The following is a 25,250-nucleotide window of genomic DNA, read 5'->3' on the forward strand; positions in this document are numbered from 1 at the left end:
TCACCGGTCCGACTCCTCTCGGGCGTGGCTTTCGAGCTCCGCCAGATGCAGCAGCGCCGGAAGAGCTGCTGCCAAGGCCTCGACCTCGTCACCGGTGAGTTCGTCGATCAACCGCGCGTACGCGTCGACGCCCGCCCGGCGTCGCGTCCGGACGTACGACGCGCCGGCCTCGGTCAGGCACACCAGCGTGACCCGCTTGTCGGACGGATCGCCCTTCCGCTCGACCAGCCCGGATTCCTCCATCACCCGGACCAGGACGGTCATCGCGGGCTGGGTGACGCCCTCGGCCACCGCCAGATCGGTGATCCGTCGCGGGCCGGTCTTGTCCAGGGTGGCCAAGGTGGCGGCGGACGTCAGGCTCATGTCGCGGGGAAGGCGTCTCACGGCCCTGGTGGCCAGACCGTAGAGGGCTGACCCGATGGCATCGGAAGCGCCGTGCGCGGCGTCTCGGCGACTCACGCCTGAAGCATAGCTCATTTATATGAATCCTTTATGCATCTCTATCAGGGTTCGGCGATATTTGACTTACAACGCGTTCGCGTAAAGATGAACGGCGTCGGTTTTGATCGCCCTGTTGATCCCTTCGGAGGCGGCGTTGGTGACGCCGGTCGTGATCGCGGCGAGGACCTGCGGCCACCACGTGCTGACGCCGAGCGCGAAGGTCGGCGCGGCGAGGCCGAAGAACTCAAGGTCAGCCTGACCTCGGCGAAAGCCAAGCTCTCCCAAGAGTCCGCCCTGACAGCCCCTGAGCGAGGCGTCTCGCGCCATGCCTGCATCAGACGCCCTTCAGGACACGATCAAGTGCCGCGCGGCCTACAGGTCCCCAGTTCGGCTTGCCGCCGGGAAGGTCCCGATCTCCGTTCTGGCCCATGAGCATCAGGAAGAGGCTCTTCATGGCGGCCAGCCCGCGGGCGCGCAGGATCGCCGCCTCGTCCGCATGCGCGTACATGTCGAAGAAACGTGAGGCCGTGCCCGCGGGCAGCAGCACCCATGCGGCGGCGAGGTCCCAGGCCGGATCGCCGGCGCACAGGGCACCGAAGTCGACGATGCCCGAGAGGGTTCCGTCCGAGACGACGACGTTCGCGGGGTGCAGGTCACCGTGCACCCATACCGGCGGGCCCTCCCGCTCGGGGGCCGCAACGGCATCGTCCCAGACCGACCGGACCTCGTCGGCAATGCCGCCGGGGACAACGGCTTCAAAGAAGTAGTCGAAGCCGTCCGTGCACTTCTTGGGGTGGGCGCCGAAGTCCGCGCTGATCGGTGCCTCGGTGGGCGCCTCCACATGGAGCGCCCTGAGGAAGCCCGCCAGCGTGTCGGCCGCGTGGGCGCCGCGGCTGATCGAGCCATAGTCCAGCGGCTCGCCGGGAACCCACGTCATGACGGTCCAGTGCTTGGGGAAGCGCTCTGACGGTTCGCCGAACCGTACCGGGGTCGGCACCGGGAGCGGCAGGCGCGGGGCCAGCACGGGTAGCCACCGCCGCTCCTTGAGCTGGAGCTCCGGGGTGGGGTCCATGCGCTGCATACGCACGGCCAACTCGTCCCCTAGGCGCCACATTTGGTTGCCCCAGCCGCCCGCCACCTCGCGGATGGCCAGCCCTGCGAGGTCTGGATGTTGCTCCTGCAGCAGGTCGCGGACCAGGTCTGCGGTGATCTCGATCTCGGTGTCGGTCATGCGAAGTCACAGTACTGAGGCGGCAGGCGGAGCGGTTCTCGCTCTCCGGAACATCTCGCGCGATTCCTGTGGCACCACCAATCAGGTTCCAGGGAGCTGCAGATCAGAGGCTCTGGGACGACCTCTTTCGTCTGCAAGAGCCGACCGACCTGGATGGCGAACCGCCGCTGGACGAGGGGACGTTGATCCGGCTCGTTCGGCCTGTTCAAGCAGTCCCCGGGCCGGACCCTGCCTCGGCTGCGGAGCCCGCAGGGTGCGAATCGCTGGACCTGGCCGGTGATCGTCGCGCACACCCGACTCCGCCTGGCCGCACCCATCGCCGTCGACCAGCGCAATCCCGGGGAGAAGACCACCCGCACGGGCACCGCACTCACCCCGGCCCGGGTCCGGCGCGGGTTCAGGAACATCCGCCCCCCACCTCGGCAGTCCGGCCCATGCGCCCAAACCCCACCCGGCCAGGACCAGGACGACCACCCCGATCGAGAAGAGGGCCGAGTTCAGTCGCCCCGCTTCCGCTGCTCTGCCGCCGCCTTGATTCCGTTCAGCGTGGCGTGCATGCCTTCGTGCAGCTCACCGAGACGGAGGGCCACGAGATACTCTTCCTTGTCGGGCATCCTGTCGATGGCAGCGCTCAGCCCTGAGCGTCCGGGGCCGATTCGCACAGTCTGCCGAAGCAAGGTGCCTCCTGCATCAGGCGTGAGCGTGAAGCGCCATGTGGCCATCGGCTCTGCCAGGCTCAGCGTTGCCTTCCCGAAGCGGCCGTCCGCATCGAGGACGCGCCACGCGAAGGCCCGCTCCGGGTCGAGTTCGGTGATCTGGGAAACCGTGCGCCAGGCACCGATCACTGGATGCTGGTTGTGGCCTGCGAAGCGAGCCCCCAGCGCGGGAGCCGTCGCGCCATCGAGCCATTCCGTGCGGTGCAGTTCACGACTCCAACGGGCTGGGGCTTGGATGTCGATCGCGATCTCCCATACGGCCGATGCAGCCGCAGCGACGAAGGTCTCACATTGAGCGCCAGGCATATCCGCGTATCGCATCTCGTCTCCGTGATCCTGGATGCCCGCCACACCATTGCGGGCATGGCAGCAAGTCCGGTGAAGTCGGGCACCGGTCGGTCAGCGCACCGGCCTTCAGCCGAGTGCCGGCGCCGGCGCCCGGGGCGCATCGCAAGTCAGAGGGCTCTCCTGGCGTCCTCAATGGATGGCCAGCTCGGTCACCAACCGAGTGACGATGGGGACGGCGACGTTGTGTCGACGAGCGGCCCGCAGCAGTGCCCCGCCGATGGCGTCCAGTTCCAGCTGACGCCCCGCCTCCGCGTCGCGTTGCATCGAGGACTTCGCTCCGGCTGGGAAGGCGTCGTACAGCGCCAGTGCCTTCGCGGGGTCGGCGGGGGCGCCGCAAGCCCGACTGACAGCGGCGGTCTCCTCGACAAGCGCCACCAGTTCCTGCCGACGCTCGGTCCTGACGCCGCCGATGGTGAGCCCGTATCGCGTCGTGAGCAGTGCGAAGGGCACGAGGAAGGCCAGTTTGGCCCAGAGTACGGCGGTCTCGTCCTCGGCCACCCGAGCCTTCACCCCGGCGGCTTGCAACATGGCGGCCAGGTCCTCCAGCCGTTGTGCCGGCCCGGCCAGATCGATCTCGGTGAAGGGGCTGCCGTGTTCGATGACGCCCGTTGAGACGCGGGTCGACTCGACCCGGATGACCCCGGGTGCAACCCGGTCGACACCGTAGCGTCGGCGGAGGGCTTCGGGATGCTCAATGCCATTGAGGAGGGGCAGCACAAGGCCGTTTTCGAGCATGGCGGGCGGGACCCGCTCCAACGCCGCACCCAGGGCGGTGTGCTTGACGGTCACCAGACACAGGTCGACCGGCTCGTGCAGCATGGTGTCCGCCTCCACCTCGGCGGTGAAGTCGCCGAATTGCCGGCTGCGCACGCGCAGGCCGTTCCGGCGGAGTGCCTGCGCGGTTGTCTCGCCGGACAGGCAGACGACCCGGTGACCGGCGCGGGACAGCAGCGCGGCGAGCAGGCCGCCGACGCCTCCGGGGCCCAGGACGGTCACGGTGGATCGGCGCGCGGTGTCGTCGGCGGTGGAGGACGGGGTGGTGAGCACTGTGTGGCTGTCCTTTCATGCGGGCGGGCTCAGCTGCAATCGGAGGCGGGTGAAGAGGACGAGGAGGTCGGGCCCTCAGCGCTCGCGGAACGCGGGGTCAGGATCGCCCAACGTCGGGTAGGAGGTGGTCCGGTCGCAACCGGCGTGGAAGCACACCGGTGCTTCGGCGCCGATCATCGTGGCCGGCTCTCTGCGGCGGTCGAGGGGTAGCAGTGCGGTGGCGAATCCGTCGGTTCCGTAGAAGGCGTGGAACAGGCCCGGGAGTTGCGGGGCAGGGCGGGCGCCCCAGATGGCGAGCTGCTGCTGGACCCGTTGCAGACGGGTGAGGAGGGTCCTGCCGGGGTGCTCGATGTTCGCGGCGCCGAGCCGGCGCAGCGGGGCGGTGGCCCGAGCCGTGGCGGCGGGCGGGGTGGACATGGCGGTGGTTCCTCTCGGCGCGTGGTGGGTCGGCACCCGCCGTGCCTTCGCCTCACGTCCGGATCGTCGCGAAGTCAGGGCGGGTTGCCGCCCGGGGCCCTGCACCGATGGTCAAGCATCGTGTAAATCCAAGTCAATCCTCGTGTTTGCTTGTCCATACCCAAGCGATACCTTGGATGGCTGTGACTCTTGATGATCTTCGCGTCTTTGCCGCCGTGTGCCAGGCCGGTTCACTGAGCGCCGCCGCCCGCGACCTGATGTGCACACAGTCGGCGGTCAGCCAGCATGTGAAGAGGCTCGAGCGGGAACTGGGACTCAGTCTGTTCGAGCGGCAACCGCGTGGGGTCATACCGACCCAGGCTGGGCACGTCCTGCACTCGGCGGTCGTCGATGGGCTCGGCAGCATCGACCATGCCTTGCGTCGCCTCGACGAACTCGCACGAGGAGATGGCGGTGCGGTGCGGATCACCACCGGAGGCACTACCGTCCGGCACTTCATGTCGGCCGCCATCGTCGACTTCCGTCAGCGCTTCCCCCAGGTCAGCCTGGAGTTCCAGACCGAGACCTCCGGCCGGGACTGCTTCGACGCACTCGCCACCGACGGACTCGACCTCGCCTGGATCACACTCGGGCCCCCGGTCCGCGGCATCGAGCAGCGCCCGGTTGTCGAACTTCCCTGGGTGCTTGCTGTGACCGCCGACGATCCGCTGGCCGACAAACGGTTCATCGAACCCGCAGACCTGCAAGACGCCCGGCTCATCGGGCTCCCCGAGAACTCCGCCTCCCGCTCGCAACTCGACTCCTGGCTTGAGGAATCCGGTGTACGTCCCGTCTTCGACACCAGTGTCGCCGACTGGGACACCGCAGTCCTCCTGGTCGAACTGGGGCTGGGTCATGCCATCGTTCCCACGCTCCCCCGCTGGCGCGGCCCCGGCCACTCCGGCGTGCGCCTCGTCCCCATCCCCGCCCTGCCTGCCCTTACCGCAGGGTGGGCCGTGCGCCGCTGGGACGCCCTGTCACCCGTGGCCCGCACCTTCGCCGACACTGTCGCCCACCACTGCGCGACGCGGCCTCGGGGGTTGAAGAACATAGGAACGAAAACCGGCGCTAAGCCCTTCGAGCGTCCGGGAGCGCTTTGACCTGGGCTTCGGCTGGGGCGGAGCCTTCGGCAGTCGTGTTGATCACTGACTGTCTGGAGGTCCGGGGTGCCGGTCGAGTTTCTGACGGATGAGCAAGCCGCACGGTACGCGGCATACGACGGGGCGCCGTCCCGTACGGAGTTGGGGCGGTTCTTCTTCCTCGTTCGTGCGGCACCACATCAACATGCTGGGCCGGTACTCGTTCCGGCTTCCCGACCTGCCCGGCGGTCTACGTCCGCTGCGCGACAAGGACGACGCAGACGAGTGACGATGACATTGGCCGTATCTCGTCTGCCGTCCCACGACCCCACACAGGCTTAATGATGCTCCCGCGCCACGCATTGCGCGGGTGGTTGTGACGACAGCACGGGGGGAGCATGGATCACACAGGCGGCATCGGCGTACCACCTCCCGGGACACCTCCCGGGCCTCCGCCACAGCTTCCGCCCCGGCCCCCGTCTCAGCCGCCGCAGCCGTCTCCTCAGATACCGCCGATGCCGCTGCCTCCCCGCAGCGGAAAGCCGCTGGAACTCCGGGTCCAGCGGCAGATCCTGTGGGTGGGGTCGGCCGCGGTTCCGTTGCGCAATGTCAGCTGGGTCGAAGTGTTCAGGCTGAAGCCCGCCTGGGGCAAGGCCGGCGGCTACTTCCTGCTGTTGGTGGTCGTCGCCTTCTTGGTCTCCGCCCGGCTCGACTCCACGGACGGGGGCGGCGGGGTCGGCGGTCCTGCCCCGGCCGTCCTGGCCCTGTTCGCCTTGGTCGTTGTCTTCGCCGTCCTGCTCTGGTCGAGGAAGCCGGTGCTGGTCGTCGAGCTGAACAGCGGTTCCAGGGTGGTCCTGACCCTGCCGACCATGGATGAACTACGGGCGATCGCCGGGCAGATCGTGTACGCGATCGACCACCCGGAATACGAGTTCTCCGCCGTCCTCGAGCAGTACAACACCACGAACAACTTCGGTTCCGTAGTCAACATGAACGGCGGCAGGGGAAACACAGGGATCAAACTATGAGCGACACATCGAACAACGGGGTCGCTACGCCCAGCGGCGCGGCGACGTCGCCGCAGGTCGGCTTCGGCAATGCCACAGACAATAGGGCGTTATCAGCGGGAAGACTTCAGACGGGTCCGTCCGCCGGCGCTAAGGATCAGCCGCCCACCTGGGCCGACTGATCCTTAGCGCCGGTCTTCGTTCGGATGTTCCTCAACCCCCGCCTCCCGGGAGCAGAACCCGGTGACGTGCCGCGCTCGGCCCACTGCCGACCGGGGTGAGGCTGGAGGTTGAGCGGTCCGAATTCGTCGGTCTTCGCCACAGGCACGCCCTGTGCGGATAACAGCACCTTGGAAGCCCGCCGCCAGGTCACCATCGACCCGGTGCCCCTCCGGATGATCCGCAGCATCCGCCTGCCCTCGTCGTCATCGATCTCCCGCACTTGCACCCGCTCGGCCATGCCGGACAGTCTTGACTGAACGCGCCGGCCGGGAAGGGGTTCCGGCCAGCGCGCCGGACAGTGATGTCGTGTCAGCTCAGATGCCGGGTGAAGAACCGCCGTGAGCTGTCCACTTCGAACAACGGCACGTCCCCGTGCCTGCCGGGGTTGGCGTGCAGTGTCTTCTCGGCCGAGGCCAGGGCGTCGAACAGCGCCAAGCTTTGGTCCCGCGGCACCATCTGGTCGTCCCACTGGATTAGGAACTGCACAGGCACGGTGATCCGCGCGGCGTCCTCGGCCAGCCCGTGCACACCTAGCAGGCCCAGTACCGCGGCGCGGATCCGGGGCTCTGCAGCGATGAGCGGGATGCCGAGACCGCAGCCCATCGACATGCCGCAATAGCCCACCGGGCCGACGCCGACCTGGTCGAGGCGCTGGACAGCAGTCAGGACCGCCTGCCAGTCCGCGACGGCCTGAGGGGCCAGATGGCTGTGCATGCCGGCGACCAGCCCGCCTGGATCTTCACCGGCGGCCATGCCGGCGCGCATCTCGGCGGCGACCCTGCCGAAATCCTCGTCCGTGGGTCGATCGCCGTGGTTGGGTGCGTCGATCGCCACAACCGCGAAACCCTCGGCGGCGTAGCGGCGCGCGCGGGACACGTTGCCGGGGGCCGTCTTGTGCTGCCCGCCCCCATGGCCCAGAAGGATCAGGGGGCGAGTACCGCAGGCGCCTTGCGGCGTCCAGAGCACACCGGGGATCTCGTCGAGGGTGAAGAACTGTTCTGTGACGCCGTCCGACGACGTCTGGGAGGTGAAGCGCATCAGCGTTCCAAGCCCTTCGGGATGCCTTGTGCGGGCGCTCCCTAGGCCATGCAAAGGAGGGAGCCCCGACCTGTCACAGCGTTGATCGGTCTCACCTCCTTGAACTCGCAGTGGTGCACAGCGGTGGTGAAGGTATCACAAAGATCATTACGCGCGCCTCGTCAGGGCGGACGTTTCGTCACCCGGCAAGGGCGAGGTTGTGCCCTGGTGATTCGAGGACCGGACGACACGGACCGACGAATTCGGGCAGGCGATGTATCCGATGGCCAGGCACGTGTTCGACACCTTGGGCTGCCGGCGTTGCGAGTGGAAGTGCGACGCGCCTAGCACTCGGTCCGTCGCAGCGGCGACACTGCCCGGCCCGCCATGGAGGCATGGCCCGCTCCTCCACGTGTGCCTGACACCGACGTGAGGGCTCCTGACCGTCCCGAAGCCGTCTTCCCGCGGTCCGCGCCCGAGAGGCCGGCGGACACATCGGACGCCAAGGAGAACACGCCGCGCGACACTCAGCGGACGACGGTTCGAACCCTGTCGTACCGCCCGAGGAAGAGGCGGCAGAACGCCCGTGTGCTCGGGTCCCGGCCGTCGGCGGCGAGGTGGTCCAGGATGTTCCAGTAGTGCTCGTACTGCAGGCTGCGCAACGAGAGGGTGAACGACGAGCCGTCGTCGCCCCAGCCGCGGGTGCGGCCGATTCCCTTCACCGCATGGAAGGCGGTCAGGGCCTCCAGGCGGTTCACGGGGATGTCCTGCGCGTCAGGCACGGGCAGGCCGAACTCGTGCAGGGCGGCCAGATAGGTGTCGCGCAGTTCCTCGCGCCGGGTCCAGCCTTCGGCGTCGAGAGGCAGCAGCGGGAGGTCGTCGATCACGGTGACGGCCTCCTGGAGCAACGGCAGGGTGCCGGAGGATTCGATGTCGAAGAGGACGAGCTCGCCGCGTCTGGTGACGATCCAGTTCCCCGGATGGGGGTCCTTCTTGGCCACGACAGGGCTGCCCGGCTCGGCAAGCGGTCCCACAAGGGCGGTCAGGGCATCTGTGATGTCTCGACCGGCATCCAGCTTGTCACAGTATCTGGCTACTTGTTCGGCCCATTCGTCAGCATGGACGTGGTTCGCGGTGCGAGGCGTGCCGGGGTCGTCCTGAGCTCTCCACGCCTGGAAAGCGGCGAGGTAGCGCAGGGCACTGACGAAGTGGGGCAGCGGGTCCTCTCCCCCGATCGCACTGTGGTCGATCACGGTGGCGCCCAGGAGCCGTCCGTGCATCCGCCGCATGACGTAGACCGCGTCCTGCTCGTGCGGCTGGAGCGAGACCAGGCCGAGGGGTTCGGGCAGCAGCCACTCCTGCGGGGCGTCCCGGTCGGTGAGCCACTGGCGGAAGCGTTGCGTCCATTCCCGCTCCTGGAGCGCCGCGGAAGCACTCAGCCGCTTGAGGACGATGGTCTGCCCGATCAGACGGTGGCTGTCGTCGAGGACGAAGACGCCCTGTTTCCCGGACCTCTTCTGCCCGCCGAGAACGGTGGTGAGGAACTCCCGGTTGCGGGCGGCGAGTTCGGCGGCCCGCTCCAGGAGACCGGGTCGGTCGCCGGCAAGGAGCAGCGCGGACAGGGAGGCTGGTGCCCGGTCGGCCAGGCGAGAGGGGTCGAGGCTTTCGTGCTGTCGGGCGAGGTCGGCCAACTGCAGCACCGGCCAGGGCCATTGGGCGTCACAGGTGGAGGCCTGCAGGGCGAACCCGGCGCTACGGGTGAGCTGAGTGGCGTCTGACGTGATGCGGTGCAGCCGCTCGGCGGCAGCAGCGGCGACGCTTCGGTTCTCCCGAGCCTGGCTGCGGTCGGTGTAGGTCTCTTCCTTGAGCTCGATGGCGCGTTCCAGGTCTGCGGAGCTCCAGGCTCTGGTGCCCCGCCGGTAGTAGGCGTCGCCCAGGTGTCCGAGGACGGCCGTCCGGTTCCGTTCCGGCCGGGCCGGTTCAGCCGCCTCGCCCACTTCGAGGTTCAAAGATTCCTGGAGGTTGTCGATCGCCACGTCGAGCAGTCGGTCGTCAGGGGTGAAGCCGTGCGAGCGCAGAGCGGCCTCGCCCAGCCGACTGTGGGTGATGACCGGGTCGAAGTCATGGCGTCGTGCGCCGGAGCCTGTCCGGGCTTTGGCGACCGCCTTTCCGAGCCAGTCGACCGCTTCACGCAGCAGGCCGGCCGCGTCTTCCGCGTCGGCGTCGCCACTACGGGCCAGTATCTTGGCCAGCGCGAGAGCGCTGGCACCGGCGTCGGCGTAGGCGTCCACGCTGGCAGGGTCGTCCACCGCGTCGAAGCTGGTGCGGTACAACGTCAGTGCGCGGTCGAGCGCGGCAGGAGCCGCCTCTTCGTCGCTGCGGGCCAGGAGGCGGGCGATGAGTGCGGCGTGGCTGGCCACGTGCCGGCGGCCGGGCTGCGACAGCTCCGGGTGAATGACGTCGATCTCGAGGCGTTCCAGCGCGTCCTCCAGCAGGAGGCGGCATTGATCGATGCCCTCTGCGGCGACCACGCTCTTGCAGGCGCGGGACAGAGCAGCAGCCGGGATGGGCGCGTCGGAAGGCAGCCGGATGATCTCCCTGGCCAGTCGGCGTAGTTCATCCGTGGCCTGGGACCCGACCGCCACGGCGATCGCGGCGTCGAGTTCCTGGGCTCGTGCCTTGGCAGCGAGCCGGGCTGATGGCGGAAGCGAACCGAGCAAGTCACGTGCACGCGCGAGATCGGTCGCCGCTCCCTCCCGGTCGCCGCGTCGGGACAGGACCCGGGAGCGGTCCAGCAGTGCCGCGGCGATCACCTGCCCGCTGATGTGGTCGGCTGCTTCGGGGGTGAGGAGGTCGGTGAGCGCGGCCTGGAGATGTGCCGTGCTTCGGCGGCCGTGGAAGTCCGTGTCGAAACGGTAGAGCTGGTGGCGCACATACCCGCGCCGGGCCAGGAGGTATCCGGAGTGTGCGCCTTCGGTATCGGGGAGGGCGGCGGTCCGCTCCGCCTCCGTGAAGGCGGACTCCGCATCGGTCAGCAGCCGAAGTCCCTCCTCGAACTGCCCGCTGCGCAACCGCGCCATCCCCAGACCGGCCAGGACGTCCGCGCGAGCTGCGCGCAGCCTCCTCGTGGCCGGCGGGTCCACCAGGGTGTGCAGGATGGTCTGCGCTTTCTCCAGATGCGCCGGATCGCGATCGGCACGGAACAGGCGCAGATGAATTTCCATCCGGTAGGCGAAATGCTGCTCGGTCTTGTCCCCTTGCTCCGCGAGAGCCGAGTATCCCTCGGCCCGCGTCAGCAGGACGGTGGCCTCGGGATCGGTCTCGTCCAGATCCCGGGCCAGCAGAACCAGCGCGATGGCCAACTGGCCGTGGCAGTGACACCGCCTGTCGAGCGGCAGGGGCCGTCCGTTGCGGTCGGCCCATGTGAGGGCCTGGACAGCTTCGTTCAGCAGGAACCGCGCGGGTTCGCGCCGGCCGTTCATGAGGAGCTTCTGCCCGAGGTGAAAGCACCTGCTGCCGAACTGCAGGGTGACTTCGCGGCGCGTACCGGCGAGGGACCAGTAGGGGTTGGCGGCCCGCACGGCTTTTTCCAGGGCCGGGCTGCGCCGCGAGAAGTGTTCTCGGAACATGTGCAGCAGCGGAATCCACACCGCCTCGCGCTTCTCCGCGTGCTTGTAAGTCGCTCGCCATGCCCTGACCAGGTCATCAGGTGCCGGATTCACGGACACCGCGTCCAACCTGACCGGCCGTACGCATTTCCTCATGGCCTGTGGGAGGTCTCCCGGGATGTCGACGCCGTGCGTGCGCAGCGCCTTGACCATGTCGTCGAGGGGTGATGCCTTGTGTGCCCGGCCTTCCGACCGGTCTCCGCCCGTCACCGGGCCATCCTGGCAGGCAGGTTGGGACCGGACAAGCGGACTGGACCGCAGCCTCGGAAGCTGCTATTGCGACACTTCGGCGCGAGCGGTGTCGACGAAGCGGCGCACGGCCTCGCGTGTGGCGTCGGAACGCGCCTTCATGACATCCAGGCTCTGTGCCTTCTTGATCGAGGAGACGGTCTCCCGTGCCGCTGTGGCTGCTTGCCGAATGCCCTCGTCCCTCGCGAGCAGGGCCACACGGTAGTAGGCGGTCCACATGGTGCTGCGGGAGGCGTAGACCGGAGAAGAGTCGTGGGCGGCGCCGTTGTGTTCGGCGAACCAGCGGTCCATCAGTTCTCTGCGGAACTCCATGACCGCCTCCGCGAAAGCCACATAGGCCAGGATGCGCTCCTCGTGCAGACGCGCGAAGGACGCGTTCCGCCGCTGCAGTAGATGGGTCACAAAGGCACCGACCGCGGTGCCGAGCAGGGCACCGCCGATTCCCGTCGCCGCGGAGACTATGTCAGCCATGCGAAGTACCTGCGCAACGGAGGCAGCCTTCAACCGCCGTTCGTGTCGCATCCGGAGACGGCCCCCGGCCGGGAGCGGAAACCGTCCCGCGGGCCGAAGGGCTCTGCGGAGCCGCATGCGGTGCGACGGCGACTCCAGCCCCGGGCCGGACGGTCTGCGGCAGTCAGCGGCCGGTGGTCGGCGGTTGCGCGACCGCACTCAGGCCCGTCCGCGAACCGTTCCGGTTGCGGTCGCCCTTTCCTGATGCACGGCTTTGGCGGACAGCGCCCCTGGAAAGGCGTCTCCACGGTCCTGGCACCACTCCTCGATCATCCCGACGACGGCGGCCCCGACCTGACGCCGATCCAGTGCGCCGCGCTCCTCCCCCGCCTGCGGGAGATCGCCGAGCAGCCTCAGGAGGGAAGCGTCAGTCCTCTCCTGCAACGGCACATCGACGACGCCCGCCGGTTGACGGCCGTCGTGCAGCTCTGCGTGGAGAAGGACGTCGGCCTCCTCTTCGGCTGACGCCGGTCGGCGCCATGGTCGCCGTCGTCCTCATTCCCGAGTGAGGGTCCCGGGGGATCCGAGCGCCAACGTCGCCGCGCCGTGGGCGTGTTGACTGTCGTGCCAGGGTCGTACGACCACCTTCACCCGGTGCGCCGCGGCGATCGGACTCGTGCGCATGACGTCGAGGAAACCTGGTTCGAGGCCGGGCCAAAGAGCGTAGTTCTCGCCGATGACGGCGATGGTGGGCGTGCCGAGGAGATTCACGACGCCGGCCAGGGCCCGGCCGAGGATCACTCCGACATCGGCGAGGAGGGACAGCAGGTCCTGGTCCCCGGCGACCGCCCTGGTGCGGATCTCCGTGATGTCCGTGTCCTCGGTGGCGAGACCCCGGCGGCGGGCCTCGCGCAGGATGCCCTGGTCGTTGGTGAAGGTCTCCAGACATCCGCGGGCACCGCAGGCGCACAGCACTCCCGTATCGCGGACGGGGCTGTGTCCGAACTCGCTGGACAGTCCGCCGGGGCCCCGGTGGACCCGGCGGGCCAGTACCGCTCCGAGGCCCACTCCGTCGCCGAGTGCGAGGACGAGGAAGTCGTCGTGCTCGCGGCCGGCGCCGTAGAGGAGTTCCGCGGTGGTGCTGGCGATGAGGTCGTTGTCGACCAGTACGGGGACCGGGAGCTGGTCGCGCAGCAGTTGGCCGAGGGGGAAGTCGGTCCAGCCGAAGCGGGGGGCGAAGTGGAGATAGCCGGTCTCCGGGTCGACGGTGTCGGGGGTGGCCACGCCGACGGCTTTGAGGCGGGGGCTCAGCGCGGGGTCGTCGAGGTAGCCGCGAATGATCTGGAGGAGCTGGGCGACCGGGTTCGCGGCGGGGGCGGGATCGAAGGGGTGGACGTCGGATGCCTCCATGCGGCCGTCGAGGCCGACCACCACCGCGACCACATGGTCCGTGGCGATACGGATGCCCAGGGTGGCAGCGGCTTCGGGGACGATCCGCAGGGGGATGCGGGGGCGGCCGACGGTGCCGGACTGCGGTTCGAGGGCCTGGAGGTAACCGGCTTCCAGGAGTCGACGGGTGTGTTCGTGCACCGTTCCCACTCCCAGTTGCAGCCACTTGGCGATCTGCCGGCGGTCCAGCGGTCCGGCCATGGAGAGCAGCGCCAGGATCTCGACGCGGGTGATGTCGCCACGTTCGGCGGAACTGCCGGTGGTGCGGCGAGTTGGCCGGGCAGCGGGTTGCTCGGCGATGCGGCGCGGATTCATCGGGTGTCTTTTGGTCCCATCCCTTGACAGTGCCCCACGGCGGGCCTACGTTTCGCGCTAATTAACTCGGCCCTGAGCTTATTGACTGGAGCAGCGATGGGCAAGACCCCCAGAAGTAGCGGGACAGGCACGACACAGACGACAAGAGCCCTGGCCGTGGGGCTCGCCACCGCGGTCATCGGGGCGGGCTGCGCCGCATGCGGCAGCGGCGATCAGAGCGCGGGCGGCAGCCGGAAAGCCGATGGCGAGGTGACCCTCACCTGGTCGATGTGGGCCTCCGGCACCGACGACCGCAACGCCTGGCAGAAGGTGGCCGACGAGGTCACCGCGGAGAACCCGAAGATCAAGGTAGAGCTCGAGACCTCCCCCTTCGCCGACTACTTCACCAAGCTCGGGACCCGGCTCGCCGGGGGCAGCGCGCCCTGCATCGTCTCCATGCAGAGCCTGCGGGCCGGCGGCTACACCGACGGGATGCTCCCGCTGGACGACCTCATCGCCAAGAACAAGCTAGACATCGGATCTTTCGACAAGTCGATCATCGAAGGGCTGGCGGTCGACGGGAAACAGTACGCGCTCCCGTACGACTTCGGCTCGCTGGTGATCACGTACAACAAGGACATGTTCAAGGCCGCCGGCGTGCCCGCGCCGAAGGTCGGCTGGACCATGGCCGAGTTCGAGGCGGCGGCCAGGAAGCTGACCCGTGGCGGCAAGTACGGCTTCGCGGCGTATCCGGTGGATCTGTACATGTTCCCCATGCTGCTCTCCCGGACCGGGGCCGAGCCGGTCAGCGGGGACGGCAAGCTCGCGCTCACCGACAAGACCATGGTCAGCGGCTTCGACTGGTACACCGGACTGTCCGCCGAGGACCACGTGGCGCCGAAGGTGCCGGGCGTCGACAACGCCTTCCCCGACACACAGTTCCTCAACGGGAACGTGGCGATGTCCGTCAACGGGCCGTGGTCGGTGCTCTCGCTCAGGACACAGGCCAAGTTCGACGTGGGGCTGGCGACCATTCCCGCGGGGCCGGACGGGACGAGGACGTACTCGGCCGGGTCCGGGTTCGGGATATCCAAGTCCTGCAAGTACCCGGACCAGGCGTTCCAGGCGATCAAGACGATGACCAGCGCCAAGGTCCTGGGCGAGCTGGGCGCGCTGGGACGGGCCTTCCCGGCGCGTACGGCCGTCCAGGACCAGTGGTACAAGAACGCGTTCGCCGGGGCGCAGGAGGTCATCGACGCGGCCAACAGGTCGGCCACACCGTTCAGGACCACCAAGAACTGGGACCAGGTGACCAAGCTGCTCTCCCAGTACGGGGTTCAGGCGTTCAACGGTCAGGAGTCCGGTGCCAGTGTCCTCCAGCAGGTCCAGCAGCAGGCCGGGACGGGCTGACGTGCCGACCGGCACCTTGCTCCGGCCGCGTCAACCGCGGACCGTGGCGCCCCACCCGGTCCGGGGCTCCCGTCGGCGGCGGGGCGGTGACGGCCGGGCCGCCGTCTTCTTCGCCTCGCCGAGTCTGATCGGGCTGACGCTGTTCACGGTGTTCCCCATCGTGATGTCGCTGGTGATCGCGTTCTTCAAGTGGCCCGCCGCCGGCGCTCACGAGTTCACCGGGGTCGGCAACTTCACGGCTCTCTTCCATGACCCGGTCTTCCGCCGGGCGCTGTTCAACACCGTGCTGTTCGTCGTGCTCTACGTACCGCTGAATCTGGTGGTGTCGGTAGGGCTCGCGGTGTGGCTGACACCGCGGATCACCGGGCAGCGGCTGCTGCGGGTGCTGTTCTTCCTGCCGGTGGTCACGCCGATGGTCGCCAACGCCATCGTCTGGCGGCTGATCTACCAGCCGGACGGGCTGATCGACGGCACCATGAAGACGGTCACCGGCAGCCATGCGCCCAACTTCCTCGGGGAGCGGGGGTGGGCGATGGCCGCGGTCGTGGCGATGAGTGTGTGGCAGGGTTTTGGCTACAACATGCTGGTCTTCTCCGCCGCCCTCGACGCGATCCCCCAGCAGATCGTGGACGCGGCGCAGCTCGACGGGGCCGGGCCCTGGCGGATGTTCCTGCGGATCAGGCTGCCGCTGATCTCGCCGGCGCTGTTCTTCGCCACGACGATGACCCTCATCACCTCGTTCCAGGTCTTCACCCAGCCGTTTCTGCTGACCGGCGGCGGCCCGGGGATCGATACGGAGACGCTGATGATGTTCGTCTACGACGAGGGGTTCTCCGTCTTCCAGTTCGGGCTCGCCTCCGCCGCCGCCTGGATCCTGTTCGTCCTGATCCTCGGGGTCACGGCCGTGCAGTTCGCGGGCCAGCGCAGGTGGGTGAGTCATGACCTCTGAACCGATGCGGGCCGGTGGCAGCGGGGCAGGCCGCGCGAGGCTCGTCGTATCGCATGTGCTCGTCTATCTCGTCGCCGCTGCCTTCGTGTCGCCGCTCGTCTACATGGTCGCGACCTCGCTCAAGCCTGCCGACGAAGTGTTCGGCTCGCCACCCGCGTTGTGGGGCTCGGTGGTTCGCTGGGCCAACTACGAGGAGGCGTTCACCTTCCTGCCGTTGGGCCGGTTCGTACTCAACGGTCTTCTCGTGGCCGTCTGCGGCACGCTCGTGGTCCTCGTGGCGTCGAGCATGTCGGCGTATGCCTTCGCCAGGCTGCGCTGGCGAGGCCGGGACACGGTGTTCCTCTCGTTTCTCGCGACGCTGATGATCCCGCAGGAGGTCCTGGTCGTACCGATGTTCCTGCTCATGCGCTGGTTCGGCTGGGTCGACTCGTACCAGGCGCTGATCTTTCCCTGGGCGTTCACGGCCTTCGGCACGTTCCTGCTGCGCCAGTTCTTCCTGACCGTACCGACGGAGATCGCGGAGAGCGCGCGGATCGACGGCGCGGGTGAGGTGCGGATCTTCGCGCAGATCATGCTTCCGCTGGTGCGCCCGGCGCTCGCGGTGCTGGCGGTCTTCACGTTCATCAACTACTGGAACGGTTTCCTGTGGCCACTGATCATCACCAACTCGGTGGACCAGAAGGCGACCGTCCCGCTCGGCCTCCAGCTGTTCTTCGGGCAGCAGGGCACCCAGTGGAATCTCGTCATGGCCGCGTCCGTGATCTCCATGGCGCCCACGACACTGCTGCTCATCGTCCTGCAGAAACACCTCATCCGAGGGATCGCGACCAGCGGCCTCGGTGGCCGGTAACGGAGCAACGGAAAGGACCACCATGTCCAACGCCTCCCCCACGGACGACCACGCCTGGTTCGCCGAGTCCCGCTTCGGGATGTTCGTCCACTGGGGGCTGTACTCGCTCGCGGCCCGCCACGAGTGGGTGAAGAACCGCGAGCGCCTCACCGACGAGGACTACCAGCCCTACTTCGACCACTTCGACCCCGATCTCCACGACCCCGACGAGTGGGCGCGGCTCGCCCAGGCAGCCGGGATGCGCTACCTCGTGATCACGACCAAGCACCACGACGGCTTCTGCCTGTGGGACTCCGCGCACACCGACTACAAAGTGACCAACACCCCGTACGGGAAGGACCTGATCGCGCCGCTGGTGAAGGCCGTACGGGACCGAGGCCTGCGGATCGGCTTCTACCACTCACTGCTCGACTGGCACCATCCGCAGTTCCCCGTCGACGGGCACCACCCGCAGCGCGACGACGAGGACTTCAAGGCGGCCAACGCGGACCGCGACATGACCAAGTACACCGACTATCTGCACGCACAGGTACGGGAGTTGCTCACCGGGTACGGCCGGATCGACTATCTCTTCTTCGACTTCTCCTACGAGGGCAGGCCCGACACCTGGAACGGGAAGGGCGCCGCCGACTGGCGCTCCGAGGAACTGCTCGCCATGGTGCGGCAGTTGCAGCCGGGGATCCTCGTCAACGACCGGCTCGACATCCCCGGCGACTTCGTCACCCCCGAGCAGTACCAGCCCGACGCACCGATGCGCGCCGCGGACGGTTCACCGGTGCCATGGGAGGTCTGCCAGACGCTCAACGGGAGTTGGGGGTACGACCGCGACAACCGCGACGACAAGTCGCCCGACCTGCTGGTCCGGATGCTCGTCGACACCGTCGCCAAGGACGGCAATCTACTGCTGAACGTGGGGCCGACCGGGCGGGGGCTGATCGATCCGCGTGCCGAGCGGGCCTTCCGGGCCGTGGGTGAGTGGATGCGGCTGCACGGCCGTGCGGTGTACGGCAGCGGGCCGAGCGAGTTCACGGCTCCGCCCGACTGCCGCTACACACAGCGCGGTGACCGGCTCTATCTGCATCTGTTCGCGTGGCCGTTCGGGCATCTGCAACTGCCAGGGCTGGCCGGGAGGGTGCGGTATGCGCAGTTCCTGCACGACGCCTCGGAGATCGCAGTGCAGAGCATCGACGAGGGTCAGGCGCCGGACACCACCCGGATGTCCGCGCCGCCCGCGGGGACGCTGACGCTTCGACTGCCCGTACAGCGGCCAGAGGTGGCCGTGCCGGTCATCGAGCTGTTCCTGACGCTTTGACATCGCTGGAACCTTGTTCCAGAATCACTCTGGAACAAGGTTCCAGCGATGGGGCACCGGCTCGCGCCAGACCGCTCCGCCGCGAGACAGAGGAGGAAACATGGCACTGCAGGACCAGCCCGCGTACATCATCAAGATGCGCGCCAAGCCCGGACTCGGTGACAAGCTGTTCGCACTGGCCACCGCGGGGATGGAGAAGTCGGGGTCCTCCGACCGGTTCATCATCGCCCGCGAGGACGCCGACCCCGACGTGCTGTGGAACATGGAAGTGTTCCGCAACCGCGAGGCGAAGGACGCCTACGAGAACAGCCCCCTCGCCGACGAGCTGCGGGACGAGATCATCGGCCTCCTCGCCGAGCCGCCCATGCGCATCGAAGTCCACCCGTACTCCGCGCTGCCCGCCGCCCCGGCCTGAACATGACGAGGTGCCCGCCGAACCGGCGTTCTCGGCGGGCATTTCGCCTTTCCGGCCATCCGGGGCCACACGCGCGACAGTCGGCCCGAAGAAGGCATCGTCCGCACCCGCACCGCCGATGTGCGCAGCGACGAGCAGCTCCCGTTCATCAGCCGCCCGCCCGAGAATCCGGCGGCGGCAAGGCCACCGCTTGTTCCGGGGCCGGGCAGGCGTCGCTGTTGCGGCAGGGCCGGCGGATCTGCACCGGGCTGTGCAGCGGATCTCCGACGAAGACCGCCCGGTCGTCAGTCGGCGGTGTCGAGTCGGACGTGCTCGATGTCCTCGTCCAGGAAGGTGCTCAGGTCCTGGGCTTCGGCGCGGACGGCTTCCTGTTCCGGGGCGGTGAGGGGCCGGAGGGGACTGATGCGGAGTCGGTGGTCGCGTACCGTCCAGGTGGCGGTGACGCGTCCGTCGACGAGCACGGTGCGGTGGCCCGCGACGGACAGGCCGAGGTGGGGGGCGTCGATGATGCGGCTGCGGTCGTGGTAGCCGAGGATGGCGTTGTCGAAGGCCGGGAGGAACCGGACCGGGGCGGGGGTGTCGGGGTGGGGGCGGGGTGCGTCGGGCAGATCGAGGAGTTCGCGGCCGCGTTCGTCGCGGAAGACGACGAGTTCTTCTCGGGCGGCTTTGATGGCGGCGGGAAGGCCGGCGAGACCGCACCAGGCACGTAGGTCCGCGCCGGCGGCGGGCCCGTAGGCGGCGAGGTAGCGGCGCAGCAGCTGCTGTCCGACGGGGTCGCCGTCGTCGGCGGGCAGGGGGGCGATCTCCCGTTCCAGCCAGGTCGCCAAGGGCAGGTTGCGGACGCCGGCCTTGTGGTGCCACAGGCCGCGGGGCGGGAGTTGGGCCATGGGGATGAGGGCGGCGACGAGCAGCTCGCCCAGGACCCGGCGTGGGGGGCCGGGCCAGCGGTCTTCGAGGGCTTGCACGAGCTCGCTCATGGTGCGGGGCCGCCGGTCTGCCATGATGGCGCGGCCGGCGGCGGCGACCTCGTCCAGGTCGAGGCCGGCCAGTTCGCGCCGGTAGGTACCCAGGACGCGTTGGCGCAGCATGGTGTCGTGGCGGGCTCGCCAGGCGAGTGCGTCGTCGGCGGTGACGAGGTGGACGGTGCGGCGCATCAGATGGGTGCGCACCACGGTGCGGCCGGTCAGCGCATCGTCCAGTTGCGTGGGCTTGAAGTCGGCCAGGCGGGACCACAGCCCGGTGAACGGTTCCTGGGGCTCTTGCGCCTGCAGGCCGCACAGGTGGTCCACCGCCTCGAACGCGGATACGGCGCTGCGTGTGAGCAGGTGCTGGCGGGCGAGGGTGGCGCGGTTCAGAGCGCGGGTGTCGAGGACGGTCATGGCGTTCTCAGGCTGCGGCTCGCTCGCGGGACGGACGTCGGCGCAGATCCGTGCGGGTGAGGGCCGGGGGCGTGTAGGAGACGTCCAGAGGGCTGATGTCGGTGCCGGGCGGGACGATGGCGTCGATCTTGTCGAGGATGTCGTCGCTGAGGGTGAGGGCGGCACCGGCGAGCAGGTCGTCCAGTTGGTCCATGGTGCGCGGGCCGATGATGGCGGCGGTGACGTCGGGGTGGCTGGTGGCGAAGGCCATGGCCAGGTGGGTGAGGGAGTGGCCGGCTTCCCCGGCGAGGGTGAGCAGTTGCTCGACCGCGTCGAGCTTGCGTTCGTCGGTCAGGTGTCGGGGGACCCAGTGCATGCGGGCGTTGTCAGGCCGCAAGGCGTTCTTGCGGTAGCGGCCGGTGAGCAGGCCCATGGCCAGCGGGCTCCATACCAGGACGCCCATGCCGTAGCGGCGGCAGACCGCCAGGACCTCCCGCTCGATGCCGCGGTTGAGGATGGAGTAGGTGGGCTGTTCGCTCCGCAGGCGGTGCAGGCCCCGCTGGTGGGACACCCACTGGGCTTCGACGATGTCCGACGCCGGCAGGTTGGACGAACCGATCACGCGGACCTTTCCGGCCCGTACGAGGTCGGTGAGCGCGGAGAGGGTCTCCTCGATGTCCGTGTGGGGGTCGGGGTGGTGGATCTGGTAAAGGTCGATGTAGTCGGTCTGCAGCCGCTTGAGCGAGTCCTCGACCGCCTGGACGACCCAGCGCCGGGAACTGCCGCTCCGGTTGGGGCCGTCGCCCATCGGGCCGTTGAACTTGGTTGCCAGCACGATCTGGTCGCGGCGTCCCTTCAGCGCCTTGCCGACGATCTCTTCGGTCTCGCTGTAGCCGTAGACATCGGCGGTGTCGACGAAGTTGACCCCCGCGTCGAACGCCCGGTGGATCATGCGCACGCAGTCGTCGTGATCTTGATTGCCCATCTTGCCGAACATCATGGTGCCCAGGCAGTAGGCGCTGACGTCGATGCCGGTCCGTCCCAGCTTCCGTATCCGCACGGTGGGTCGCTTTCCTTTCCCTGATCTACGAGTTCGTTGTCTGCCCGTCCGGGCCGCCCCGTGGGGTCGCGGCGGCCCGGACGGGCGGTTGTGTCGACTAGGCCTGGGGTCAGCCGTTGTACGGGGCGGTGACGTCCAGGACCCAGGTGACGCCGAACCGGTCGGTGAGCATCCCGTACAGGGGCGCCCACTGCGCGGGCTCCAGCGGACGCACGACGGTCGAGCCCTCGGCGAGCTTGCCCCACAGGGTGCTGATCTCCTCGGCGTCGTCGCCGCGTACGGAGACGAAGAAGGGGTTCTGGCCCTGGTTCCACGGCAGTTGCGAGGGCACGTCGTAGGCCATCACGTGGAAGCCGTTGTCGCCGGTCACCTCGCCCCACATCACCCAGTCCGCCTCGGCCTCGTTCTGGACGGCGCCCGCGTCCTTGTAGGTGACGGCGACGGTGCGTCCGCCGAAGACGGACCGGTAGAAGTCCAGCGCCTCACGCGCGGCGCCCCGGAAGTTCAGGTGGGTGGTGGTCGTAACGGACATGGCCCGCTCCTTGCCTTGATGTGTCGAAGTCGGCCGCCGGTCGTCCCAAGCCCACGGCGCGGCCTCCGTGACCAGGAGCGATGCCTCCCGGGCGGCTTGGATTCCCACCATCACAGGGGTACAGGACAGGATCGGTCCGGTACTGCGGGCAGCGTGGGCACATGCAGACATGACGCGTATCACTCCCGGGGTACTTCGGGTCCGGCACGCGCGATCATGATCGGCATGGACGCTCGTTTTCTTGGCATCGCAAAGCTGGCCGAGGCCCCGTCCGTGGCGGTCGTGGTCGACGTCATGCGTGCTTTCACCGTGGCTGCCTGGGCCTTTGCCCAGGGGGCGGAAAAGATCGTGCTTGCCGAGTCGCTGGACGAAGCCCTCGCGCTCAAGTCCCGCCATCCGGACTGGGCGGCGCTCAAGGACGGTCCCCCCGCGCCCGGGTTCGACATGGTCAACTCGCCCGGCCTGCTGCGGTCGGTCGACCTTGGCGGCCGGACCGTTGTGCAGAAGACCACGGCAGGGACGGTCGGCGCCCTTGCGGTCAAGGACGCGTCGTTGGTGCTGTGCGCCGGCTTCGTGGTGGCGGAGGCGACGGCTCGGCTCTTGCGGACCCGCAGGAGTGACGGTGTCACGTTCGTGGTCACCGGCGACGACGGACAGGCCGATGAAGATCTGGCGTGCGCTCAATACATCGCTCGGAGAGCCACCGGGGCGAGGACGGATCCTGCCGAGTTCCTCCGCCGCGCCGCCGAGTCACGTGCCGCCGCCGAACTGGCGGAGGGCGTGCGTCAAGGAGTCCATCCTGACGACGTCGCACTCTGTCTCGAGCTCGACCGGTTCCCCTTCGCCATGGCGGCGAGCCTGGAAGACTCGCTCATGGTCCTGCGCCCCCGCGCCGTGCCTTCGCCGACCGACGCCCCGATCTGACCTGATCTGATCTGATCGCGAGTGAGGTCCGACTCTCACCTGCCGATCGCTGCGCTGTGCCCTCACCGGATGATGCCGGTCTCCCCCGTCACGAAGTGGGGCCGCCTTTGCGCGCGGCGTCCGCTAGGGGCCGGACCTCGGAGTCGGTGGACCGCGGCTCGGGCATGCCGCCGGGGTCCGGTCCCGCGGCGGACCCGAGGGGTGCCAGGCGCGACGCGACGACGGCGAACCCGGCGAACCCGGCGGCGACGAGCAGCGGGTGTTCCACCAGCCACGTCTGGACACCTTCGAACGGGTCGGAGGAGGTCAGGGTCGAACGCTCCAGCATCCAGGACGCGGAGAACAGCAGGCCGAGACAGGCCAGGGTCACTCGTAGCGCGGGGTAGCAGGTGGTGCGGGCCAGGGCCAGCAGCGACGGCATCATCAGGGCGACGACGAGCAACTGGGTCAGTTCGATGCCCAGGTTGAAGCCGAGCAGCGTCGCGACGAGGTTTCCGCGGTCCAGGCCGAGGTCGCCGATGAGCGACGCGAACGCAAGCCCGTGGACGAGTCCGAAGCCACTGGCGATGAACACCTCTCCCCTGGCCACGAGGGGTCGTATCGCGTGGACGGCCGACACGGCGATGGAGAAGGCGATCAGTGTCTCCACCGGCCGGGACGGCACTTGGATCACCCCGGCCGCCGCCAGGGCCAGGGTGAGCGAGTGGCCCACGGCGAAGGCGGAGACCACGTGCACGACCCGGAGAACGTTGCGCCGCCTCGACGAGCCGACGGTGCGCCACCGGCCCCCGGCCGCCACCAAGGGAGCGGGGACGAGCAGCATGAGGAGGAAAAGGAGGTGATCGGCTCCCTCGCCGACGTGTTCCGTTCCCAGGCCCACGGTCGTGACGAAGCCCTTCAGCCACGTTCCGTCCCCGGCGGGAACCTTCAGGCTCTTGGTGTCCCAGTCGACGACCCCCAGGGTCTGGGCGTCGTCCGTCCTGACGATGCCCCGGTCGAGGTCGTACCGGACCGTGACGAGGACCCGGTGGGTGAGCAGTTCCTCGACGATGACGTCATAGCGGAGCTCGAAGTCGGTGACGTGACCGTCGGGCGGACGGATCTCGAGCGGGTAGACCAGATGGGCCGTCGCGTCGATCGTGCGGACCGCCGGGGTGCCCAGCGTCACCGTCCACAAGGTGCCCTCGGAGCCGACGGCCGCGATGTGCTTCGCCGCATAGTCCCGGAGGAAGGCCCGGTCGGCGCCGAGGACGCTCGCGGGTGTGAGATCGCGGTGCACTGCGACGGCCAGACGGTCGATCGGCAGTTGCACCTCACCCTCGACGTCGTCGGCACGGACGTCGAGGAGTACCGCGGAGGTGCTCATGGGGTGGGCGCCGGCCGGTGACGCGAGGCCACCGACCAGCAGCAGTACCCCGAACAGCAGGACGGTGAACGCTCGGCGCACGTCACTCCCAGCCGTAGTCGGCGGTCTCGTCCCGGAAGATCGTGTGCTGGTGGATCCCGTCCGTCGACGCGCCCGGCTGGTTGGAGAACTCGACCCAGGCCGACGGCCCGTCAAGTCGCACATATGTCTGGTCATTGTCCAGCGTGGTGCCGCCGCTCCAGCCTATGTACGTCTCGTCGTACTCGGACACGTACTTGGCCAGCAGGCGCGCCGCCGCCTTCTCGTCCAGGTCGTCGACCCAGGCCTTGAGCATCGCGGTCACCTTGGCCTGCTGCTTCCTGGTGAGGCTGCCGACGAGGACGCCCGCCGGCTGTGCGGGGAAGGGGCCGTCGTGGCCGGGGCCGAGGTACAGGTCGTCGAAGCTGCCGTCGATCTCGGCGGCTGCCAGCTCGTCGGCGGTGAGCGACTGGACGGCGCCGATGGTGGAGGTGCGCTTGTCCTCCAGCGGGGCGTAGTACAGGTTCTCCCAGTCGAACTCCATCGGCTCGACGGCGGTGAGGGTGGGCGAGATGCTGACGCTGCCGCCGGCGTAGGTGAGGTTGTAGGCGGCGTGGTGACCGCCGTACTGGACGGTGAACTCCCCTGTCCTGCTGGGGGTGCCGAAGAAGGAGATGTAGTACCACTCGGAGCCGAAGTTGGCGCCGCCTCCTCCGCCCGGGGGCCTGCCGCCGCCACCGGTCGGCGTCGCGGTGGGGGTGCCGGTCGGAGCTGCGGTGGGGGTACCCGTCGGGGTGCCGCCGCCGGGTCCGCCGGTGTCCGGCAGAGAGGCGAGGTAGTCGTCGGCCTTGCGGATCTCGACGAGTTCCTCGTAGCCCTTCTTGCTCAGCGCGGCCTCCATGACCTTCAGGGCCGCGGCCTCCTGCTCGTCGGTGAGGTCGCCCAGCTTCAGGCCGTTGCGCTCGACGACGGGCGTCGGGAAGTTCGACCAGCCGGTCTTCTTCGCCGGGTCGTCGAAGTCGTACAGGGCGGTGTCCTTCTGCTCGTCCGTCAGCGTGGCGAGGAAGGCGTTGGCGGCGCGCACGACCTGTGCGGTGTTCGCGCCGCCGGCGCCGGTGCGGAGGGCGGACGCCGGTATCTGCTTCGGCTTCGTGAACGCCGCGGCGGAGGAACCGGGGTCGAGGGCGGCGCAGCCCACGACACCGAGGCCGAGGCACACGGCAAGGGCGACGGCACGACGTACGCGCTGCGGTCTGCCGTCCCGCTGCGGCGACAGTGCGGGGGCGGTCGTTGGGCGGGAAACGGAAGACATGGGACTCCTGTGGGGGGTGAGTGAAGATGAGACCCCATGCTGCACGAGCGTTCTCAGAGGCGGTCGGGAA

At 68.8% G+C, this 25,250-nt stretch carries 25 protein-coding genes and 2 pseudogenes; 10 read left to right on the plus strand and 17 right to left on the minus strand.

Going from position 1 to position 25,250, the window contains the following annotated elements; genetic code table 11:
• The 6 genes from ABT057_RS24300 to ABT057_RS24325 all read right to left on the minus strand — a co-directional run bounded on the left by ABT057_RS24300 (position 1) and on the right by ABT057_RS24325 (position 4,200).
• Positions 1-459: a MarR family winged helix-turn-helix transcriptional regulator gene (locus tag ABT057_RS24300; RefSeq protein ID WP_352345670.1), complete on the minus strand. Its 459-nt coding sequence runs from the start codon at positions 457-459 to the stop codon at positions 1-3.
• A gap of 66 nt (positions 460-525) precedes the next feature.
• The gene (locus tag ABT057_RS24305; protein ID WP_352345671.1) at positions 526-768 is read right to left on the minus strand and encodes a hypothetical protein; all 243 of its coding nucleotides are present in this window, start codon (positions 766-768) and stop codon (positions 526-528) included.
• 7 nt (positions 769-775) lie between these two features.
• Positions 776-1,672 (minus strand): aminoglycoside phosphotransferase family protein, encoded by an 897-nt coding sequence (locus ABT057_RS24310; protein WP_352345672.1) that lies wholly within the window; start codon positions 1,670-1,672, stop codon positions 776-778.
• A gap of 497 nt (positions 1,673-2,169) precedes the next feature.
• Complete coding sequence (locus tag ABT057_RS24315) at positions 2,170-2,709, minus strand: SRPBCC family protein (protein ID WP_352345673.1); 540 nt, start codon at positions 2,707-2,709, stop codon at positions 2,170-2,172.
• A gap of 156 nt (positions 2,710-2,865) precedes the next feature.
• Positions 2,866-3,783, minus strand: a complete 918-nt coding sequence (locus ABT057_RS24320) for a ketopantoate reductase family protein (protein ID WP_352345674.1) — start codon at positions 3,781-3,783, stop codon at positions 2,866-2,868.
• A 75-nt stretch (positions 3,784-3,858) separates the two neighbouring features.
• A complete protein-coding gene (locus ABT057_RS24325) occupies positions 3,859-4,200 on the minus strand; it encodes a DUF6817 domain-containing protein (RefSeq protein WP_352345675.1) in 342 nt (113 codons plus the stop codon).
• 182 nt (positions 4,201-4,382) lie between these two features.
• Here ABT057_RS24325 and ABT057_RS24330 point away from each other — a divergent pair, with 182 nt between their 5' ends.
• The 3 genes from ABT057_RS24330 to ABT057_RS24340 all read left to right on the plus strand — a co-directional run bounded on the left by ABT057_RS24330 (position 4,383) and on the right by ABT057_RS24340 (position 6,346).
• Positions 4,383-5,339 carry a LysR family transcriptional regulator gene (locus tag ABT057_RS24330; RefSeq protein ID WP_352345748.1) on the plus strand — a complete coding sequence of 319 codons (957 nt, stop codon included), beginning with the start codon at positions 4,383-4,385 and terminating at the stop codon, positions 5,337-5,339.
• An 88-nt stretch (positions 5,340-5,427) separates the two neighbouring features.
• A complete protein-coding gene (locus ABT057_RS24335) occupies positions 5,428-5,607 on the plus strand; it encodes a hypothetical protein (protein ID WP_352345752.1) in 180 nt (59 codons plus the stop codon).
• Positions 5,608-5,833: 226 nt separating this feature from the next.
• Positions 5,834-6,346: a DUF6232 family protein gene (locus tag ABT057_RS24340; RefSeq protein WP_352345676.1), complete on the plus strand. Its 513-nt coding sequence runs from the start codon at positions 5,834-5,836 to the stop codon at positions 6,344-6,346.
• A gap of 283 nt (positions 6,347-6,629) precedes the next feature.
• Here ABT057_RS24340 and ABT057_RS24345 read toward each other — a convergent pair.
• The 4 genes and pseudogenes from ABT057_RS24345 to kilB all read right to left on the minus strand — a co-directional run.
• Positions 6,630-6,785, minus strand: a pseudogene (locus ABT057_RS24345) (IS630 family transposase); the annotation flags it as partial.
• A gap of 71 nt (positions 6,786-6,856) precedes the next feature.
• A complete protein-coding gene (locus ABT057_RS24350; RefSeq protein WP_352345677.1) occupies positions 6,857-7,585 on the minus strand; it encodes a dienelactone hydrolase family protein in 729 nt (242 codons plus the stop codon).
• A gap of 506 nt (positions 7,586-8,091) precedes the next feature.
• Positions 8,092-11,442, minus strand: a complete 3,351-nt coding sequence (locus ABT057_RS24355) for a hypothetical protein (protein ID WP_352345678.1) — start codon at positions 11,440-11,442, stop codon at positions 8,092-8,094.
• A gap of 63 nt (positions 11,443-11,505) precedes the next feature.
• Positions 11,506-11,952 carry a plasmid transfer protein KilB gene (gene kilB, locus ABT057_RS24360; RefSeq protein ID WP_352345679.1) on the minus strand — a complete coding sequence of 149 codons (447 nt, stop codon included), beginning with the start codon at positions 11,950-11,952 and terminating at the stop codon, positions 11,506-11,508.
• Positions 11,953-12,195: 243 nt separating this feature from the next.
• Between kilB and ABT057_RS24365 the strand changes: the two genes are divergently transcribed.
• Positions 12,196-12,456 (plus strand): hypothetical protein, encoded by a 261-nt coding sequence (locus ABT057_RS24365; protein WP_352345680.1) that lies wholly within the window; start codon positions 12,196-12,198, stop codon positions 12,454-12,456.
• A 30-nt stretch (positions 12,457-12,486) separates the two neighbouring features.
• Here the strand turns inward: ABT057_RS24365 and ABT057_RS24370 are convergent, their stop codons facing one another.
• On the minus strand, positions 12,487-13,695 hold the full coding sequence (locus ABT057_RS24370) for an ROK family protein (protein ID WP_352345681.1): 1,209 nt from the start codon (positions 13,693-13,695) through the stop codon (positions 12,487-12,489).
• A gap of 96 nt (positions 13,696-13,791) precedes the next feature.
• Between ABT057_RS24370 and ABT057_RS24375 the strand changes: the two genes are divergently transcribed.
• From ABT057_RS24375 to ABT057_RS24395, 5 genes are all read left to right on the plus strand, one after another.
• Entirely contained in the window at positions 13,792-15,084 is a 1,293-nt protein-coding gene (locus ABT057_RS24375; RefSeq protein ID WP_352345682.1) for an ABC transporter substrate-binding protein, read from the plus strand.
• A gap of 43 nt (positions 15,085-15,127) precedes the next feature.
• Positions 15,128-16,033, plus strand: a complete 906-nt coding sequence (locus ABT057_RS24380; RefSeq protein WP_352345683.1) for a carbohydrate ABC transporter permease — start codon at positions 15,128-15,130, stop codon at positions 16,031-16,033.
• On the plus strand, positions 16,023-16,883 hold the full coding sequence (locus ABT057_RS24385) for a carbohydrate ABC transporter permease (protein WP_352345684.1): 861 nt from the start codon (positions 16,023-16,025) through the stop codon (positions 16,881-16,883). The genes ABT057_RS24380 and ABT057_RS24385 overlap by 11 nt, the downstream gene beginning before the upstream one ends.
• A 22-nt stretch (positions 16,884-16,905) precedes the next feature.
• Positions 16,906-18,195 carry an alpha-L-fucosidase gene (locus ABT057_RS24390; RefSeq protein ID WP_352345685.1) on the plus strand — a complete coding sequence of 430 codons (1,290 nt, stop codon included), beginning with the start codon at positions 16,906-16,908 and terminating at the stop codon, positions 18,193-18,195.
• A gap of 100 nt (positions 18,196-18,295) precedes the next feature.
• A complete protein-coding gene (locus ABT057_RS24395) occupies positions 18,296-18,610 on the plus strand; it encodes a putative quinol monooxygenase (protein WP_352345686.1) in 315 nt (104 codons plus the stop codon).
• Positions 18,611-18,712: 102 nt separating this feature from the next.
• Here the strand turns inward: ABT057_RS24395 and ABT057_RS24400 are convergent.
• From ABT057_RS24400 to ABT057_RS24415, 4 genes and pseudogenes are all read right to left on the minus strand, one after another.
• Positions 18,713-18,893, minus strand: a pseudogene (locus ABT057_RS24400) (MBL fold metallo-hydrolase); the annotation flags it as partial.
• 1 nt (position 18,894) lies between these two features.
• Positions 18,895-19,989: a winged helix DNA-binding domain-containing protein gene (locus tag ABT057_RS24405; RefSeq protein ID WP_352345687.1), complete on the minus strand. Its 1,095-nt coding sequence runs from the start codon at positions 19,987-19,989 to the stop codon at positions 18,895-18,897.
• 7 nt (positions 19,990-19,996) lie between these two features.
• Positions 19,997-21,028 carry an aldo/keto reductase gene (locus tag ABT057_RS24410; protein ID WP_352345688.1) on the minus strand — a complete coding sequence of 344 codons (1,032 nt, stop codon included), beginning with the start codon at positions 21,026-21,028 and terminating at the stop codon, positions 19,997-19,999.
• Between the two features lie 109 nt (positions 21,029-21,137).
• Positions 21,138-21,560 (minus strand): VOC family protein, encoded by a 423-nt coding sequence (locus ABT057_RS24415; protein WP_352345689.1) that lies wholly within the window; start codon positions 21,558-21,560, stop codon positions 21,138-21,140.
• Positions 21,561-21,785: 225 nt separating this feature from the next.
• Between ABT057_RS24415 and ABT057_RS24420 the strand changes: the two genes are divergently transcribed.
• On the plus strand, positions 21,786-22,484 hold the full coding sequence (locus tag ABT057_RS24420) for a 2-phosphosulfolactate phosphatase (RefSeq protein ID WP_352345690.1): 699 nt from the start codon (positions 21,786-21,788) through the stop codon (positions 22,482-22,484).
• An 88-nt stretch (positions 22,485-22,572) separates the two neighbouring features.
• On the opposite strand, the gene ABT057_RS24425 is transcribed toward ABT057_RS24420, so the two are convergent.
• The gene (locus ABT057_RS24425) at positions 22,573-23,931 is read right to left on the minus strand and encodes a HupE/UreJ family protein (RefSeq protein WP_352345691.1); all 1,359 of its coding nucleotides are present in this window, start codon (positions 23,929-23,931) and stop codon (positions 22,573-22,575) included.
• 1 nt (position 23,932) lies between these two features.
• Positions 23,933-25,180 (minus strand): DUF3500 domain-containing protein, encoded by a 1,248-nt coding sequence (locus tag ABT057_RS24430; protein WP_352345692.1) that lies wholly within the window; start codon positions 25,178-25,180, stop codon positions 23,933-23,935.
• Positions 25,181-25,250 lie beyond the last annotated feature (70 nt).

The organism is Streptomyces sp. NPDC002588 (genome assembly GCF_040295925.1).
GTDB lineage: Bacteria > Actinomycetota > Actinomycetes > Streptomycetales > Streptomycetaceae > Streptomyces.